The organism is Nonomuraea sp. NPDC050786 (assembly GCF_040654115.1).
GTDB lineage: Bacteria > Actinomycetota > Actinomycetes > Streptosporangiales > Streptosporangiaceae > Nonomuraea.
In genome coordinates, this window is the sequence record NZ_JBFAHJ010000036.1 from 26029 (window position 1) to 41231 (window position 15203).

Below are 15203 nucleotides of genomic sequence, written 5' to 3' on the forward strand. Positions count from 1 at the left end.
ATGAGTACCCGTGCTAGAAGGGGCCTCTCATGGGCGTGATCACGGCCGGACGGACCGCTCCGCAACCCAGCAAGGCCGCCCCGCAGGAGCTCACCTGGCGGGCCAAGCTCCGCCGGGACTGGCCGCTGCTGGTGATGAACCTGCCGATGCTCCTGCTCGTCCTCGCTTTCTGGTGGCTCCCGGCCCTCGGCAACGTCATCGCGTTCCAGGACTACAACCCGTACACCGACGGCATCGCCGGCAGCCCGATCATCGGCTTCACCAACTTCGCGCTGCTCTTCCAGGACCCGCAGTTCCTGCGCGCCGTCGGCAACACCCTGTCCATCACCGCCTTCCAGCTCGTCTTCTACTTCCCCGTACCGATCATGCTGGCGCTGCTGCTCAACAGCATCGTCTCGGCGCGGCTGAGGGCGTTCGTGCAGGGCGTGGTCTACATGCCGTTCTTCTTCTCCTGGGTGCTGGTCATCGCCGTCTTCCAGCAGATGTTCGGCGGCGCGGGGCTGCTGGCGCAGATCCTGCGCGAGCATGGCCAGCAGGGCGTCGACTGGATGACGAACTCGGACACGTTCATCCTGCTGATCACGTCCCAGACCATCTGGAAGGACGCGGGCTGGGGCGCGATCATCTTTTTGGCCGCGCTCAGCACCATCGACCCCAACCTGTACGAGGCCGCCGCCGTGGACGGGGCGCGCAGGTGGCGGCGCATGTGGCACATCACGCTGCCGGGGCTGCGCCCGGTGATCGTGCTGCTGCTGATCCTGCGTCTCGGCGACGCGCTCAACGTCGGGTTCGAGCAGTTCATGCTGCAGCGCGGCGCCGTCGGCAGCCAGGCGTCCGAGGTGTTCGACACGTTCGTGTACTGGTCGGGCATGCGTACCGGGGACCTCGGGTACGGGGCGGCGGCCGGGCTGTTCAAGGGCCTGGTCGGGCTGCTGCTCATCGTGGCGGCCAACCGGGTCGCGCAGGCGTTCGGCGAGCGAGGGGTGTATTCACGATCATGACCGTCCTGACATCACGCCCGCGCGGAGGCGGCCGCCTGGCGCCATGGGAAGAACGCCCGTCGCCGGTCGGCCGGCTCGGCAAGGGCACCCTGGTGACGCTGATCGTCCTGGTCGTCCTCGGCCCCCTCTACACGATCGTCCTGACCAGCCTCAGCTCGGCCGCCACGGTCAACCGCGTGGGCGGGCTGGTGCTGGTGCCGGACGGGATCACGTTGGAGGCGTACCGGCAGATCTTCTCCGACACCGTGGTCAGCAGGGCCGTCCTCGTCAGCACCGGGGTGACCCTCGTGGGGACGCTGATCAGCGCGGGGGTGAGCATCCTGGGGGCGTACTCGCTCTCGCGCCCGGGTTCGTTCCTGCACCGCCCGCTGCTGTTCAGCATCCTGCTGATGTTCGTCTTCTTCCCCGGCATCATCCCCGTCTACCTGATGGTCAGCGGCCTGGGCCTGAAGGACACGTACTGGTCGCTGATCCTGCCGAGCGCCGTCTCCGCGTTCAACGTGGTGGTGCTGCGCTCGTTCTTCATGAGCATCCCAGGGGAGATCCTGGACAGCGCCCGCATCGACGGGGCCGGCGAGTTCCGCATCCTGTGGCGCATCGTCCTGCCCATGTCGAAGGCCGTGACGGCGGTCGTGGCGATGTTCTACGCGGTCGGCTACTGGAACGCGTGGTTCAACGCGATGCTCTACATCGACGACACCCGCAAGTGGCCGCTCGCGCTGATCCTGCGCCAGTACGTGGTGGACTCCAAGCCGCTGCCGAGCGCCACGGCGGGCGTGATGGGCGACGCGCCGCCGACCCTGGCGATCAAGATGGCCATCGTGGTGATCGCCGTGATCCCGGCCCTGATCATCTACCCCTTCGTGCAGCGCCACTTCACCAAGGGCGTGATCGTGGGCGCCATCAAGGGCTGAGTCCGATGTCATCCCCGCATGGTCGCGTGCGGCGGAAGCACCGGCGTGGCGTCCGTCCAGCCGGACGCGGTCACCGCGGTCCACGCCGTGACTTCGCCGGTGCAGTCGGGAGAGCGTTCCTGCACGGCCAGCAGCTGTCCCGCCGGCTCGTCGATGATGAGCTGTCCGCCGCAGCCATCCAGTTGGATCCCCGTCCCGGTACGTCCCAGCGGGTCCTTGATCATCCCGATGTTCTGCACATTGGGAAGGTCCGCCAGGACGCGGTAGAGGGCGGCCCGGACCCTGGGGGTCGTCGGCAGTTGCGTGAGCAGGCTGGTGGCCTGCATGAACGGGAAGCCCTGGGCGTCGGCGTATCCGCCACGCCGGGCCCACTCGTTGAGGACTCTCCTGAGCCCGGCCGGATCGGCCGGCAGGTTCATGACCTCCGCGGTGGTGACGTGCGTGGCCCCGACCTGAGGATAGGAGACCTCGGGGTGGCGCTCGTCGTCGAGCTGGACGGCGAACGGTGGCGCGGGGGCTGCACCGCCCACCCCCGGGACGCCGGCGCCTTCGCAGGCGCCGAGGCGGTAGGCGCCTTGGCTGCGCCAGGTCTCCTCGTCGGCCTTGGTGAGCGGTTTACCCGATTGCGCGGTGACCAGGAGCCAGGTGGGGTCACGCCGCGATCTGGCCGTCCAGAGTTCGTGGGTGCACGTCACCCGGTAGTTGACCATGCGGGGCTCCTGGCCGCGGGGCGCTCGCCCCTCCTGCCCTATCGCCATGCTCTGGCCGACAGTGTGCCAGTACCGGCCGGTCGCCGGGTTCTGCGTCTCGATCCGTTCGGCGGCGGCCAGCAGCACCGTCCGGGCGGGGGTGAAGCCGGATGCGTCGGGTGCGGCGCCGTCGGGATCCGCGTTGCGGACGAGGACGACGGCGGCGATCGCCACAGCCGTCATCGCGACGGCGAGACGGACGACGATCGACGGGCGCCGCCGAGGACGCGACGGCCTGGGCGAGCGCTGCTCGTGCGGCGGCTGGGCGGCGGCCTTGACCAGCAGGTCAGCGGCGGAGAGGCCGGATCCGCGATCCAGCGAGGCCGGGCGGGCCGTGGTCAGCAGTCGCATCTCGTCGTCGTCGGGCTGGTGGCTCATCGCAGTCACTCTCCGGGAACGGTCATGGGATTGCGGGAGGAGGTCGCGGCGGTCGCGTCGATCGCCGACCGCAGGCGGCGGCGTGCTCGGTGCAACCGCACGTAGAAGGTGGCCTTGGTGCATCCGAGCACGCCGGCTGCCTCGTCGGGCGACAGGCCGTGCCAGGTGGTCAGGGTGAGGAGCTCCTTGTCCTCGTCGGACAAGGTGGCCAGCGCGCGCAGGACAGTGACGCGCTCGATCGCCTCCTCACCCGCGTCGGCGCCCGCTTCGTCGATCCACGTGCGCAGTTCGGCTTCCAGGGACGCGTGGCGAGTGGCTTGGCGGAGGTTGTCGCGCAGGATGTTGCGGGCGACGCGGAAGAGCCACTGCAGTTGCGCCTGGTCGGGAATGTCGTCCAGACGCCGCCAGGCGACCAGGAAGGTGTCGCTGACCAATTCCTCCGCGAGCTGGTGTCCGGCTCGGCTTGCCGCATAGCCATACACCCGGGCCTGGTAGGCGTTGTAGAGCGCGGTGAAGCGCTCGTGTCGGTCGGGCAAGCCACGTCCTTCGGTCGGGGGGCATGTCTTTCATCGACATGTGGTCCGGCAGAAGGATTTCTTACCTTTCACCCAGGACTTTCCGACCACATCGGCATCTCCCGGCTCCATAGCAAGGCCGTCATCACCCTCGCCTTCAGCGCTTCATGGGCGCGGTCCGAGGCCGCGAGCCTGCATCGAGCTCCGGACCGCGGCGAGCAGGTTCGCGGCCCTCAGGTCCGGTACGCCTTCCAGGACGCGGTTCATGACGTAGCCGAACGCGAGGCCGGTCGCCGGGTCGGCGAAGCCGAGCGATCCGCCGCGGCCGGGGAAGCCGAAGGCCGTGGGTGAGTACCAGAACGCGTCCGGCGTCGGGAGGCCGAAACCGGTGCCGATGCGCACGGGTACGCGCAGGATGCGGTCGATGCCGGCGGCCTGTTCCGCGGTAGCGGCGGCCAAGGTCGCGGCGGTGAGGATGCGGTGCCCGTCGACCTCGCCGATGAGCGCGGCGTAGAAGCGGGCCAGGGCGCGGGCCGTGCAGATGCCGTTGGTCGAAGGCATCTCCGCAGCCTGCTCCTCCGGCCTGTTGTGGTCCAGCGGGGGCGTGACGACCGCGAGCGAGCGCCTGGTCAACGACGCCGGATCGGCGTAGGCCGCCATGATCTCGCGCATGGGCTCGGGCAGGGCGTTCAGGTCGATCCGGCCCATGGCCTCCCAGTCGGGCGGGGGCGCGATGATCCGGCTGACCCGGTGCTGCTCGGTCTTTGGCAGCCCGATCCACAGGTCCAGCCCGAGCGGTGCGGCGATCTCCTCCGCGAGGAACGTGCCGATGCTCCGGCCGGACACCCGCCGGACGACCTCTCCGACGAGCCAGCCGTACGTGAGCCCGTGGTAACCGTGCTCCGTGCCCGGCTCCCAGTACGGACGCTGGGCCGCCAGGGCGGCGACCACGGGCTCCCAGGCGATCGCTTCCTCCGGCGTGACCGGGTGGTCGAGCGCGGGCAGCCCGGCCTGGTGGGTGAGCAGCCAGCGGACCGGGAGGCGCTCCTTTCCGTTGGCGGCGAACTCCGGCCAGCATTCGGCCACGGGCGCGTCGAGGTCCAGCTGTCCCCGCTGGGCCAGCAGGAGGGCGCAGGTGGCCGTGACCGCTTTGGTGGTGGAGTAGACGAGCTGCAGGGTGTCGCGCTCCCACGGGCGGCCGGTCTCGGGGTCGGCGATCCCGCCCCACAGATCGACGACCTTCCGGCCGTGCAGGTAGACGCTGACCGCGGCCCCTATGTCCGCGCCGCCGGCCAGGTTGGCCGCGAACGCCTCACGTACTGCTTCGAATCCCGGTGCGGTGTCCCCACCGACTATTGGGCCGATTTCGGGCATGCGTCATCGCCTTCTGTGCTGATGATGAAGTGAAGGGCTAGCCGCGCCATTTCCCGACGAGCCAGGCGCAGATCTCCGGCTCGGTCATCTCGGGAAACTCCTCGGTGAACGTGGCGAGCGCGCGTATCGCCTCGTCACGGGTCAGGCCGCGCGCCGCCGCTTCCTTGAGGTACTCCTGGCGCGCGAGGGAAGGGCGCCCCCCGCCCGCGCCGCGGCCGGGCAGCCCCTCGCGCCACTGCACGATCTCCGTCAGCCGGTCCGGCCGCCAGCCGGGAGCCCCGTCGACCTCGACGTCCGGCACGGGGAACGGGTGGTCGGAGTCGTCCGAATAGCGGCTGCGCCACTTGTGCACCGCATGCCTGGTCACGCCCAGGGCCTCGGCGATGCCGAGGACACCGAGGTAGCGCTCGGTCATGGGTGCCCCTGCTTGTCTGTGCGGCCTCCTTCGCGGATTCCCAGTACTACCACGCCCGACGCAGGCGTCCCCCAACGTCGTCTCTGATGAAGACAACGTTAGCGTCTGACGGAAACATCGTCTACATAAGAGACGAACTTTCCCTCTTGGCCTTAGTTGACTAAATTTCAAAAATCGTCATATAGTCACGTCTCGTCAACCGGCCGCACTTCCGAAGCAGGAGCACCTCATGGACACTCAGGACAAGACCGTCCTCGTGATCGGCGCCACCGGGAACCAGGGCGGCGCCACCGCCCGCCACCTGCTGGCCGACGGCTGGCGGGTCCGCGCCCTCGTGCGCGACGACACCGCGCCGGCGGCCGCCGGACTCGCCGCCGCCGGCGCCGAACTCGTCCGCGGCGACCTCGACGACCTCGCCTCCATCACCGCGGCGGCGAGCGGCGCGTACGGCATCTACAGCGTCCAGTCCGCCAACGACAACGAGATCGCGCAGGGCAAGAACGTCGCGCAGGCCGCCAAGGCGGCGCGCGTGCGGCACCTGGTGTACTCGTCAGTCGGCGGCGTCAAGAGCCAGAACCGGTTCTACGTGGAGCACGGCTGGGGTGCCATCGACAAGTGGCAGATCGAGGAGCACATCCGCGAGTTGGGGGTGCCCGCGACGATCCTGCGCCCGGCGGGGTTCATGGAGGACTTCACCAGCCCGGCGCGGTTCTTCCAGAACGGCTCGCTCAACGTGCCCTGGCGGGACGACCTGGTCATGCAGCTCGTCGCCATCGACGACATCGGGGCCATCGCCGCGCTGGCGTTCGCCGACCCTGCCACGTACCTGGGCAAGGCCCTGGACGTCACCGGCGACAGGCTGACCGCCCCGCAGATCGCCGCCGCGCTCAGCACGGCGGCCGGCCGCCCGATCCCGCACACCCGGATCCCGATCGAGGTCCTCTGGGAGCACGACCCCGAGGTGGCCAAGGTCTTCACGTGGGCCGACGAGTCCTACTACGACTCCGACCCCGCGCCGCTGCGAAAGGCCCACGCCGGCCTCATGGACTTCGGCACCTGGCTGGAGCGATCGGGCAAGGCGCGACTCCTCGCCCAGCTGGACTCCCTGCCTGCGTAACCGCGCGCGCCCGCCCGCGGCCGGAGCCGTGCTCCTTCTGACCGGCTTCGGCCGTGAGGCCCCGCCCACCGTGACCGCCACCCTCGACGCCCTGTCGTGACTTCTCCTCCCAGCCCTGGCCGATGTCCGTTTTCGGCGTAATGTGAACAAATGGGGGGATATCCCTCTGGTGGGTCGGGGATACGCCATGACGTATCGAAGGGGGCGAGGCCATGTCTTTCCCGCGTTACATGTCCGCCGCGAGAATCTGCCTGCTCGTACCCGCTGGACTGGGGCCGGATCCGGTGCATCCGCGCAAGAAGATCAACAGTGACAGCAGCAGCCGTTCCCGGCACCGTCGCAGTCGTCGTTGAGCCACGCCGGCCGTCCGCTCCGCGGGAGCGGGCGGCCGGCGCATGAGCGGGGTCATTCCCGACGCCGGCGGTCGAGCTCGCCGAGGATGCCAACCAGGCCCAGCTCGAAGCGGTGGGTCAGGCCGGGGCGGGCGGTCAGCTCGTCCGCGACGGCCGTCAGGTGGGGGTAGCGGTCGGCGGGCAGGTCGCGCAGGAAACCGGTGATCTGGCCGAGGCGGGCGTGGTTCTCGGGGCCCTTGCCGAAGGCGATCTCCTGGCCGGCGAAGCCGACGACGTAGAAGAGCAGGAGCAGATAGCCGTAGCCGGACAGGCGGTTGTCGAACCCCGCCTGGCGCAGGACGCCGATGATGTGGTCGGCCAGGCGCAGCCCGTTGGGGCCGAACGGGACCCGGCCCGGCAGGAGGCGGGTGGCCGCGGGGTGGGCGAGCAGGACCTGCCGGAGTTCGAGGCCGAGGCCGACGAGCCGCTCCTCCCATGACCGGCCGTCGTCGTCAGGCAGCGGGCACTTGCCCACGACCACGTCGATGAGCAGGTCGAACAGCTCGTCCTTGCTGCGTACGTGCCAGTAGAGCGACGGCGACTTGATGCCGAGCGCGACGGCGAGCTTACGCATGCTGAACGCGTCGAAGCCCTGTTCGTCCAGGAGATCCAGTGCCGCCTGAGCGATCTGGGCGCGGTCGAGCCGCGGTTCCGCCTCCTCGATGCCGCCGGGAAGGCCGGGAATGTCGGGTTCTTGACGTGCCATACGGGACTCCCCTTTGGTCTCTGCGCCCTTCTCAATCTAGCAGTGCAAGGGAATCCCTAGCAGTGTTAGGGTCTCCCTTGCACTGCTAGGGAACTCACGGGAGAAGGGACGGCTGAGATGCCGCGTCCGCATGTGATCGTCATCGGTGCCGGGCTGGGCGGACTGTGCCTGGCGCAAGGGCTCCGCCAGAGGAACATCGGCGTCGCCGTGTACGAGAGCGACGCCTCACTGACATCCCGGCAGCAGGGCTACCGGATCCACATCGACGGGCACGGCGACCGGGCCCTGGCCGGCAACCTGCCCGCGCATCTGCACCGGCTCTTCCGGGCCACCGCCGGCGTCCCGCGCGCCAGCACCCCGGTCTTCGACCACCGGCTCGAGCGGCTGGCGGTCCTGGAGTCGCCCGACGACGGCGTGCACCTGGCGGTCAACCGCCTGACGCTGCGGCAGATCCTGCTCGCGGGCCTGGAGGACGTGGTCGCGTTCGGCAAGCACTTCACGCACTACCGCGTCGGCGACGACGGCCGCGTCACCGCGTACTTCTCCGACGGCACCACCGCGAGCGGCGACGTGCTCGTGGCGGCGGACGGCGTGAACTCCCCGGTGCGCAGGCAGCACCTGCCGCACGCGCGCGTGGTGGACACGGGCCTGCGGCAGCTGTACGGCAAGGTGCCGCTCACGGCGCAGACCCGCGAGCTGTTCCCGGACGACATGTTCGCCGTGTTCACGCCGATCGTCGGCCCGGACGGGAGCTTCGTCGGCGTCGCCCCGGTGGAGTATCCCGAGCCCGTACGGCAGGCCGCCGCCAGGCTCGCCCCCGAGGTCGGACTGCGTGACACCCAGGACTACATGACCTGCTCCTTCGGCGCCCGCCGCGAGCTCCTGCCGCCCGACGACGAGCTGCGCGCGATGTCCGGGGCCGAGCTGCGCGCCATGACACTGGGGATGATCGACGGCTGGCATCCCGGGGTGCGCGCGATCATCGACCACTGGGACACGTCCACGATCTTCCCGCTGACCCTCCGTACCAGCGTGCCGATCGAGCCCTGGCCGACCACCGCCATCACGCTGCTCGGGGACGCCATCCACGCGATGAGCCCGGCGGGCGGGGTCGGCGCGAACACCGCCCTGCGGGACGCGAGCGCGCTCGCCGCCGCCCTCGGCGCGGCCGCCGCCGGCCGGCCGCTCGTCCAGGCGCTGGCCGAGTACGAGGCGGCGATGGTCGCCTATGGGTTCGATGCCGTACGCGCCTCCGCCGAGAACGGGCGGCGCCTGCTCGGCCAGGACCCTCTTCCGGCGGCCTGAGGGGTGGAGAGGGGATCTTCGGCTCAGGCGGGACGCTCGAAGACCCCTCTCTTCATGCCGTTGGAGAAGGCGTCCCAGACCGGGCCGCGGACCACCAACGGCTCCAGATCCGGCCGCTCCGAGTCACGAATGGCCACCCGCCCACCGCTCAGGAAGGCCACGTAGATGCAGTTTCCCTGATTGTCGCTCGACGCCGTGACCCATTCAGCGTCATCAATCTCTCGTTTCAGCTCCAGATCCACTCTTCCGCCAATCTCTTCCTGATCAGTTCAATCGAAGTGCGCTGCGGATAAACCTCTGCTCGCATCTTCTCCAGCCTGCGCTTCAGCATTTCGAGTTCTTCGCCTTGGTCGCGGATCTGCCCGTAAAGCGTCCCCTCGATATAAGCAGCGTCCGGCTCCCCGTCGATCGGGAGAAGGGTGAAGCTGCCGCCCAGTCCTGTGGTGCTCATGGCGAGATATGGGAGCAGCTGGATCGTGACGTTGTCTCTCTCCGACATTTCGATGAGGTGCTCGAGCTGCCTTCGAGTGATCTCTTCGCTGCCGATCGGGCGATACAGGATCCCCTCGTCCAGGAACGCCCAAAGTAGCACCGGGTGCGGTTCGGCACGAGCGAGGATCGCCTGACGCAAATTCGAGAACGCGACCGCGTGGCGGGTCGCAACGCTGCGACGCAGCGACGAGGCACCAGGACAGGCGCGCCGGCTGATGAAGCTGTGGCTCGCCGACATCCCTTCCCTGGTGTGCCCTGATGCACCCCTTCAGATCGTTTCAGAGCTGGTGAGCAACGTCATCCAGCACGTTCCGGCGGGCCCCCGACGCGACTGGATCAAGGTTCGACTGGGTCTCGGCGAGGGCTTCGACTTCGTCCGACTGGAAGTGATCGATCCAGGCATCGCGGAGCCGGAACCGCGCTTCGTCCCCCTGGAGCTGGGCTCCATGTCGGAGTCGGGCCGAGGACTAGGGATCGTTGCCTCACTGAGCAAGCGGTGCGGCACCTATGTCCTCGAACGCGGCCACCGCGCTGTCTGGGCCGACCTGGGCATCGGATCGTCTACGGCCTCCTGCGAGTAGCAAGCATGGCCAGCGGTCAGGTGACGGAAGCCGCGTCCCAGACGGGACGCAGCATCGCGACCACCGGCGGAGCCTGTCGGACCCCGGCGCGGTAGGCGGGCGTCCATGCCTCCCGGTTGCCGAGATCGGGGCCGAACGCCGCCAACGCCTCGGCATCCGGTCCGATGCGCACGCCCTGGAACTCGCTCGCCGGGGAACGGTCGGCGAGCGGCTCGACGAGAACGCGGGTCACGGCGGTGGCGGCGAGGTCGGCGTTCACGCCGTCGCGCAGCGCGCCGTCCATGTACCGGCGGCCGTTGACGGTGATCGGAGCGACCGTTCCGGGGAACGCGGAGCTCGACGCCACGGCCTCGACCAGGGTCGCCTCGCCGCCGCGCGCCCACACCTTCGGTTCGCCGGTCTCGGCATCCACTGCGGTGATCAGCAAGGGGCGGTCGGGCCACGTCTCGGTCCCGACCAGGGAGCCGATCCCGGCCAGGTGCCCGTCCTCGGACGGGGCCTCGGCAGCGAGCGCGATTTGCCCGGCCCGGCGGCGTTTGTCGTCCGGTTCCAGAGTCGGGTCGACCAGCATGGCGAACGCCTGTCCCATCGCGGCCAGGTCCGGTGGTCCGGAACGTCCGGCGCGCGGGGAGGGCAGCACCGCCACATCGGCCAGGTCCCGGCCGGTGGTGAGCATCGCCGCGACGATCGCTCCGGCCGAGGTGCCCACGATGAGGTCGGCGTCGGCGAGGTCGATGCCCTCGCGGCGCAGCCCTGCGGCGAGGCCCGCCAGCCAGGCCGTGCCGACAAGTCCGCCCGCACCGAGGACCAGCGCTTTTCCGTACTGAGGAGAGGTCATGCCGCTGATTCTGCTTCCTCAACTTTGCTTGAGGTCAACGCCTCATGGCGGCTGCATCGGCGCGGCCCTCGATCGCGCGGAACGAGAGCCGGAACACGGGCGGGGTCCAGTAGGCCCACCCGGTAACCAGGCAACGGGGTGGGTGCCGGCGAGCGCAGCGAGCGGGGGTTCGGGGATCGAAAGGGGCGGAGCCCCTTGGGAGGCGCTGTCTGGAACCCCTGCGCGAAGCGCCCCCTGTGGAAGGCCTCGCTTTTCCCGTCGGGTGCCCCTGGGAGGCCGGCGCGTGGCCTCCCAGGGGCGTTCCCTTACGCCGGGGTGCAGGTGAGGGTGGTGGGTGGGGTGTTGGTGCCGGTGTAGGAGCCCGTGAAGCCGAACGACGTCGTCGCGTTCGACGCAAGCGAGCCGTTGTAGCTGGCGTTCACGACGCTGACGTTCGTGCCCGTCTGGGTCGGGGTGCCGTTCCAGAGCTGGGTGATCTTCTGGTTTCCTGACCAGGTCCAGGTGACCTTCCAGCCCGAGATCGGCGCCGTGCCCGTGTTCTTGACCGTGACCTCCGCCTGGAAGCCGCCCGACCACTCGTTAGTGCTCTTGTACGTCGCCGAGCAGCCCGAGCCCGTGGTCGGCGTCACCGTAGGCGTGACCGTGGGGGTCACGGTCGGGGTGACGGTCGGGGTGACCGTGGGCGTGACGGTGGGGGTGACCGTGGGCGTGACGGTGGGGGTGACGGTTACCGGTGGGCCCGTGCGGTCGCCGTACAGGATGCCGCGGCCGTTGGTGCCGACGTAGACGCGGCCGTACACGCGCGGGTCGCCCGTCAGGGCCTCGCCCATGTTGCCCCACTGGTGCTTGTCGTCGTTGATGCGCACCCAGTTCGCCCCGGCGTCGTCCGAGCGGTACAGGCCCGTGACGCCGCCGATGGTGGCCACCGTGAAGACCGCCATGTACGTCCCGCCGGGCGCGGCCTTGCCGAAGCCGACGTTCACCGAGCTCGTGATCCCGGAGAGCTTGGCGAAGGACGCGCCGCTGTCGGTCGAGTGCCACAGGCCGCCGTCACCGGCCAGCCACAGGTCGCCCTCCTTGCCGGGGACCGCCTTGAACTTGCCGGTGGTCGGCAGGCCCGTGGCGGCGGTGGCGGTGAAGGAGGCGCCGCCGTTCGTGCTGACGTACAGGCGGCCGCCGCTGAAGCCGTAGAACTTCGACGCGTTGACCCGGTCCGACTCCACGATCGCGTCGGTGGGGAGGCCGGAGGCCTGCTGCCAGGAGTTGCCGAACCCCACCGAGTAGACCGGCGTGGCGCCCTTCGGCGCCCAGACGAAGCGGGAGCCGTCGGCGGCCGCCGCCACCGTGCCGCCCTCGTCGATGCCGCCCGGCTCGGTGCCCTGGAACCAGTTGGCGCCGCCGTCCGTGGAGAAGGCCACGTGGCTGTCGTTCGGGCGGTCGGAGTCCTTGAAGCTGCCCGCCCTGACCATGATCGACGGCGACTTCTCCGCGTAGTCCAGGCTGGTGCTCGTGGTGAAGATCGGAGCCGTGAATATCATCGACGGTACGGCGTCCAGGTTCGTGTGTCGGAAGCCGCCGATGTCGCCCAGGGCGCTGACCAGGGGCGGGCCGCTCGGCGGGCTGATCAGGTCCAGGACCGCCGTCTCCTCCAGGCCCTTGGCCATGGGCTTGATGGTGAACTGACCGCCCGAGTCCCACTTGGTCAGGTCCTCGGTGCCGTAGATCGTGGCGCCGGTGCCGTACATCATCCGGTTCGAGTCGAACGGGTCGATCTCCAGCGACTCCGTCATCCAGCCGAGCTTCGGCGCGAGTTCAGGAGGCTGCGGGTTGGCGCCGAACGTCAGCCACGGGTTCTCCGTGATGTCCTGCTTGTAGCGGAAGCTGCGGTTCGGGTACGAGGTCCAGTCCCACACGCGGGTCCAGGTCGCGCCGGAGTCGGTGGAGCGGAAGAAGATCACGTCCGGCCACCACGAGACCTGCGTGGCCACCATGATCGTGCCAGGCTTCTGCCGGTCGATGGTCAGGCCGCTGTAGCCGAAGGTGTCGTCGGAGCTGGAGGAGGGGACGGGGCTGATCCGGGTCCAGGCGCCGGTCGCCGTGTTGTAGCGCCACACGTCGCCCTTGCCCCCGTCGTACGGGCCGCCCGTGTCGCTCGTCGCGATGTAGAGGTAGCCGTTGACCGTGTCCAGCACGCCCTTGTGGGCGAGGTAGCCGGTCGGCTGGCCGGCCACGCGCGACCAGGTGGCGCCCGCGTCGGTCGTGCGGTAGACGCTGTTCTCCTTGTCGGCGACGCCCACGTAGATGGTCTTGGTGGTGCTGCCCTTGGCGGACGAGCGCGGGTCGTAGGTCACCCAGACCACGCCCGGCCTGTGGCTCAGGTAGCCGGTGGAGTCGTTCGGGTCCTGGGCGTAGTTGCCCGCGTTGGGGAAGCTGGCCACCTTGGCCCAGGTGGCGCCGTAGTCGGTGCTGCGCCACAGCCCGTTGCCGTTGGGGGCGCCGAGGTAGAGGACGGCGTTGTTGTTCGGGTCCACCGACAGCGCCTCGCCCATGCCGCGGCCGGGCATGTTCCCGCCGAGCTTGAACGGCAGCGGCGTGACCTGCCAGTTGTCGCCCTTGTCGGTCGAACGCAGGATCGCGCCGTTGTTGGGATCCCAGCTGTTGGTGTACATGCCGACGGCGGCGTACACGCGGTTGGTCTGAACGGGGTCGGTGGCGAGGCTGATCACGCCGTTGTAGCCATACTTGTCCCATCCGACCCAGTCCAGCAAGGGCGTCCAGGACTTGGTCGACTGGTTCCACCGGTACGCACCGCCGATGTCGGTGCGGGCATAGATGAGGTTCTTCTCCGTCTGGTTGAAGATGATGCCGGGCACGAAGCCGCCACCGTCGATCCTGACGTTCTTGTACGCGTACGGGTCCGAGGCGACGGCCGAGACCGGCGACATCCGCACGACCGCCGCCACCAGCAGGGCGGCGGCGATCGTGAGCATGACGAATAATCTTCTTCGCATGCGCGGCTCTTCCTTTCCAGGCACGCCGACAGGCGCCCCCAAAGGCTGCAGATGACCGCCATGCACGAGCAGAATGCAGGACCCTGACCGTCGCCGCGCCTTCGCGCATGAGCTCTTACCAGAAGGCTCACATACGGGTGTGGCGAGGGTCAATAGTTTGGACGTCCGACGAATTAAGGCGAAGAGTTAGAGGAAGCGATCATGTTGGAGTTCGAGGAGACCTTCGAGGGCGGCCGCCTCGACGGGACGAAGTGGTTCCCTTTCTACTTACCGCAGTGGACCACCCGGAAGGCCGCCGCGGCCCGCTACCGGCTCGGGGACGGCCGCCTGACCCTGCTGATCGAGGAGGACCAGCCGCCGTGGGCGCCCGATCTCGAGGGCGGCCTGCGGGTCTCCTCCCTCCAGACGGGCCTGTTCGCCGGGCCCGCCGGCAGCCGCATCGGGCAGCACGGGCGCGGCGCGGTGGTCCGGGAGGAGCAGCCCGAGATGCGGCTCTACACCCCGCAGTACGGCCGGATCGAGATGCGCGCGAAGGCGACCGACGACCCCAACTGCATGGTCGCGCTCTGGATGATCGGCTTCGAGGACGCGCCCGAGCGCTCGGCCGAGATCTGCGTCGCCGAGATCTTCGGCCGCGACGTCGGGGCGGGTGAGGCGCGGATCGGCATGGGCCTGCACCCCTTCGGCGATCCGGGCATCACCGACGATTTCACGGCGGAGACCCTGGCCCTCGACGCCCGCGAGTTCCACGTGTACGCCGCCGACTGGGCCCCGGACCACGTCTCCTTCTCCGTGGACGGCGTGCACGTCAGGACGGTGAACCAGTCGCCGGCGTACCCGATGCAGCTCATGCTCGGCATCTACGAGTTCCAGCCGGGCGGCACGTATCCCAAGGAGTTCACCGTCGACTACGTTCGCGGGTATTCACCGCCGCCCACAGCGCGATAGCGATGTAGAGGACCTGCTCGGGGATCCGCTGCCACAGCGGCGTCACGGCCTGGCCGGCGAGCGCGGCGTACACGTTCGCCGGGAGCAGGCCCACGAAGAGCAGCGCCAGGCAGATCCCGGCGGCCCTTCGGGTCCTCTCCAGCACGAGCCCGGCCGCCCCGGCCAGCTCGAGCACGCCGGTCAGGTAGACCACCAGGGCCGGGAAGGGAACGAACGCCGGCACCATGGCCACCATGTCCGCATGATTGGGCATGAAGGTCACGCCCGCCGGGACGAAATGCGCGCTGGCCGTCATCACCAGCATGACGGCCAGCCCATGCGCGGCACTCACGCTCCAGGAGCCGAACCGCCGCACGCCCAGGGCCCCCAGGAGCCGGAACGCCACCGTGGCGACCAGCAACACGATCACAACCACCGCAAGCCTCCATTGGATAACTCAACTATCTAAATATTAGATAGCACAACTA

At 69.3% G+C, this 15203-nt stretch carries 16 protein-coding genes; 6 read left to right on the forward strand and 10 right to left on the reverse strand.

Annotated features, from left to right (window positions below; genetic code table 11):
* Positions 1-29: 29 nt before the first annotated feature.
* On the forward strand, positions 30-1001 hold the full coding sequence (locus tag AB0H84_RS44135; RefSeq protein WP_357618389.1) for an ABC transporter permease subunit: 972 nt from the start codon (positions 30-32) through the stop codon (positions 999-1001).
* The gene (locus AB0H84_RS44140; RefSeq protein ID WP_357618392.1) at positions 998-1915 is read left to right on the forward strand and encodes a carbohydrate ABC transporter permease; all 918 of its coding nucleotides are present in this window, start codon (positions 998-1000) and stop codon (positions 1913-1915) included. Before AB0H84_RS44135 ends, AB0H84_RS44140 begins: the two co-directional genes overlap by 4 nt.
* Before the next feature lie 8 nt (positions 1916-1923).
* On the opposite strand, the gene AB0H84_RS44145 is transcribed toward AB0H84_RS44140, so the two are convergent.
* The 4 genes from AB0H84_RS44145 to AB0H84_RS44160 all read right to left on the reverse strand — a co-directional run bounded on the left by AB0H84_RS44145 (position 1924) and on the right by AB0H84_RS44160 (position 5346).
* A complete protein-coding gene (locus tag AB0H84_RS44145; protein ID WP_357618395.1) occupies positions 1924-3042 on the reverse strand; it encodes a CU044_5270 family protein in 1119 nt (372 codons plus the stop codon).
* Between the two features lie 5 nt (positions 3043-3047).
* The gene (locus AB0H84_RS44150) at positions 3048-3578 is read right to left on the reverse strand and encodes a sigma-70 family RNA polymerase sigma factor (RefSeq protein WP_357618398.1); all 531 of its coding nucleotides are present in this window, start codon (positions 3576-3578) and stop codon (positions 3048-3050) included.
* Between the two features lie 144 nt (positions 3579-3722).
* Positions 3723-4931, reverse strand: coding sequence for a serine hydrolase domain-containing protein (locus AB0H84_RS44155; RefSeq protein ID WP_357618401.1), 1209 nt, complete (start codon positions 4929-4931; stop codon positions 3723-3725).
* Between the two features lie 37 nt (positions 4932-4968).
* On the reverse strand, positions 4969-5346 hold the full coding sequence (locus tag AB0H84_RS44160; RefSeq protein ID WP_357618404.1) for a hypothetical protein: 378 nt from the start codon (positions 5344-5346) through the stop codon (positions 4969-4971).
* 229 nt (positions 5347-5575) lie between these two features.
* Between AB0H84_RS44160 and AB0H84_RS44165 the strand changes: the two genes are divergently transcribed.
* Positions 5576-6463: an NmrA/HSCARG family protein gene (locus AB0H84_RS44165; RefSeq protein ID WP_357618406.1), complete on the forward strand. Its 888-nt coding sequence runs from the start codon at positions 5576-5578 to the stop codon at positions 6461-6463.
* A gap of 405 nt (positions 6464-6868) precedes the next feature.
* Here AB0H84_RS44165 and AB0H84_RS44170 read toward each other — a convergent pair whose 3' ends face one another.
* Positions 6869-7561, reverse strand: coding sequence for a TetR/AcrR family transcriptional regulator C-terminal domain-containing protein (locus AB0H84_RS44170; RefSeq protein ID WP_357618409.1), 693 nt, complete (start codon positions 7559-7561; stop codon positions 6869-6871).
* Positions 7562-7678: 117 nt separating this feature from the next.
* Here AB0H84_RS44170 and AB0H84_RS44175 point away from each other — a divergent pair, with 117 nt between their 5' ends.
* A complete protein-coding gene (locus AB0H84_RS44175; RefSeq protein WP_357618412.1) occupies positions 7679-8866 on the forward strand; it encodes an FAD-dependent monooxygenase in 1188 nt (395 codons plus the stop codon).
* Between the two features lie 23 nt (positions 8867-8889).
* Here the strand turns inward: AB0H84_RS44175 and AB0H84_RS44180 are convergent, their stop codons facing one another.
* Together AB0H84_RS44180 and AB0H84_RS44185 are read right to left on the reverse strand one after the other, a co-directional pair.
* A complete protein-coding gene (locus AB0H84_RS44180; protein ID WP_357618415.1) occupies positions 8890-9108 on the reverse strand; it encodes a DUF397 domain-containing protein in 219 nt (72 codons plus the stop codon).
* Entirely contained in the window at positions 9093-9596 is a 504-nt protein-coding gene (locus tag AB0H84_RS44185; RefSeq protein ID WP_357618418.1) for a DUF5753 domain-containing protein, read from the reverse strand. The genes AB0H84_RS44180 and AB0H84_RS44185 overlap by 16 nt, the downstream gene beginning before the upstream one ends.
* On the opposite strand from AB0H84_RS44185, the gene AB0H84_RS44190 reads away from it, so the two are divergent.
* Positions 9574-9939 (forward strand): ATP-binding protein, encoded by a 366-nt coding sequence (locus tag AB0H84_RS44190; protein ID WP_357618421.1) that lies wholly within the window; start codon positions 9574-9576, stop codon positions 9937-9939. The two genes, AB0H84_RS44185 and AB0H84_RS44190, sit on opposite strands and share 23 nt — an antisense overlap.
* A 16-nt stretch (positions 9940-9955) precedes the next feature.
* Here AB0H84_RS44190 and AB0H84_RS44195 read toward each other — a convergent pair whose 3' ends face one another.
* Together AB0H84_RS44195 and AB0H84_RS44200 are read right to left on the reverse strand one after the other, a co-directional pair.
* Complete coding sequence (locus tag AB0H84_RS44195; RefSeq protein WP_357618424.1) at positions 9956-10777, reverse strand: patatin-like phospholipase family protein; 822 nt, start codon at positions 10775-10777, stop codon at positions 9956-9958.
* Positions 10778-11082: 305 nt separating this feature from the next.
* Positions 11083-13788, reverse strand: a complete 2706-nt coding sequence (locus AB0H84_RS44200; protein ID WP_357618428.1) for a cellulose binding domain-containing protein — start codon at positions 13786-13788, stop codon at positions 11083-11085.
* 201 nt (positions 13789-13989) lie between these two features.
* Here AB0H84_RS44200 and AB0H84_RS44205 point away from each other — a divergent pair, with 201 nt between their 5' ends.
* On the forward strand, positions 13990-14736 hold the full coding sequence (locus AB0H84_RS44205) for a glycoside hydrolase family 16 protein (protein ID WP_357618431.1): 747 nt from the start codon (positions 13990-13992) through the stop codon (positions 14734-14736).
* Here the strand turns inward: AB0H84_RS44205 and AB0H84_RS44210 are convergent.
* Positions 14687-15151 (reverse strand): hypothetical protein, encoded by a 465-nt coding sequence (locus AB0H84_RS44210; protein ID WP_357618434.1) that lies wholly within the window; start codon positions 15149-15151, stop codon positions 14687-14689. The genes AB0H84_RS44205 and AB0H84_RS44210 overlap by 50 nt on opposite strands.
* Positions 15152-15203: the final 52 nt, after the last annotated feature.

Coding starts and splice junctions, on each gene's coding strand:
- AB0H84_RS44195 (WP_357618424.1), bottom strand. CDS start 10,777: ATGACCTCTCCTCAGTACGGAAAAGCGCTGGTCCTCGGTGCGGGCGGA.
- AB0H84_RS44170 (WP_357618409.1), bottom strand. CDS start 7,561: ATGGCACGTCAAGAACCCGACATTCCCGGCCTTCCCGGCGGCATCGAG.
- AB0H84_RS44155 (WP_357618401.1), bottom strand. CDS start 4,931: ATGCCCGAAATCGGCCCAATAGTCGGTGGGGACACCGCACCGGGATTC.
- AB0H84_RS44165 (WP_357618406.1), top strand. CDS start 5,576: ATGGACACTCAGGACAAGACCGTCCTCGTGATCGGCGCCACCGGGAAC.
- AB0H84_RS44200 (WP_357618428.1), bottom strand. CDS start 13,788: ATGCGAAGAAGATTATTCGTCATGCTCACGATCGCCGCCGCCCTGCTG.
- AB0H84_RS44175 (WP_357618412.1), top strand. CDS start 7,679: ATGCCGCGTCCGCATGTGATCGTCATCGGTGCCGGGCTGGGCGGACTG.
- AB0H84_RS44140 (WP_357618392.1), top strand. CDS start 998: ATGACCGTCCTGACATCACGCCCGCGCGGAGGCGGCCGCCTGGCGCCA.
- AB0H84_RS44145 (WP_357618395.1), bottom strand. CDS start 3,042: ATGAGCCACCAGCCCGACGACGACGAGATGCGACTGCTGACCACGGCC.
- AB0H84_RS44135 (WP_357618389.1), top strand. CDS start 30: ATGGGCGTGATCACGGCCGGACGGACCGCTCCGCAACCCAGCAAGGCC.
- AB0H84_RS44190 (WP_357618421.1), top strand. CDS start 9,574: ATGAAGCTGTGGCTCGCCGACATCCCTTCCCTGGTGTGCCCTGATGCA.
- AB0H84_RS44160 (WP_357618404.1), bottom strand. CDS start 5,346: ATGACCGAGCGCTACCTCGGTGTCCTCGGCATCGCCGAGGCCCTGGGC.
- AB0H84_RS44185 (WP_357618418.1), bottom strand. CDS start 9,596: ATGTCGGCGAGCCACAGCTTCATCAGCCGGCGCGCCTGTCCTGGTGCC.
- AB0H84_RS44205 (WP_357618431.1), top strand. CDS start 13,990: ATGTTGGAGTTCGAGGAGACCTTCGAGGGCGGCCGCCTCGACGGGACG.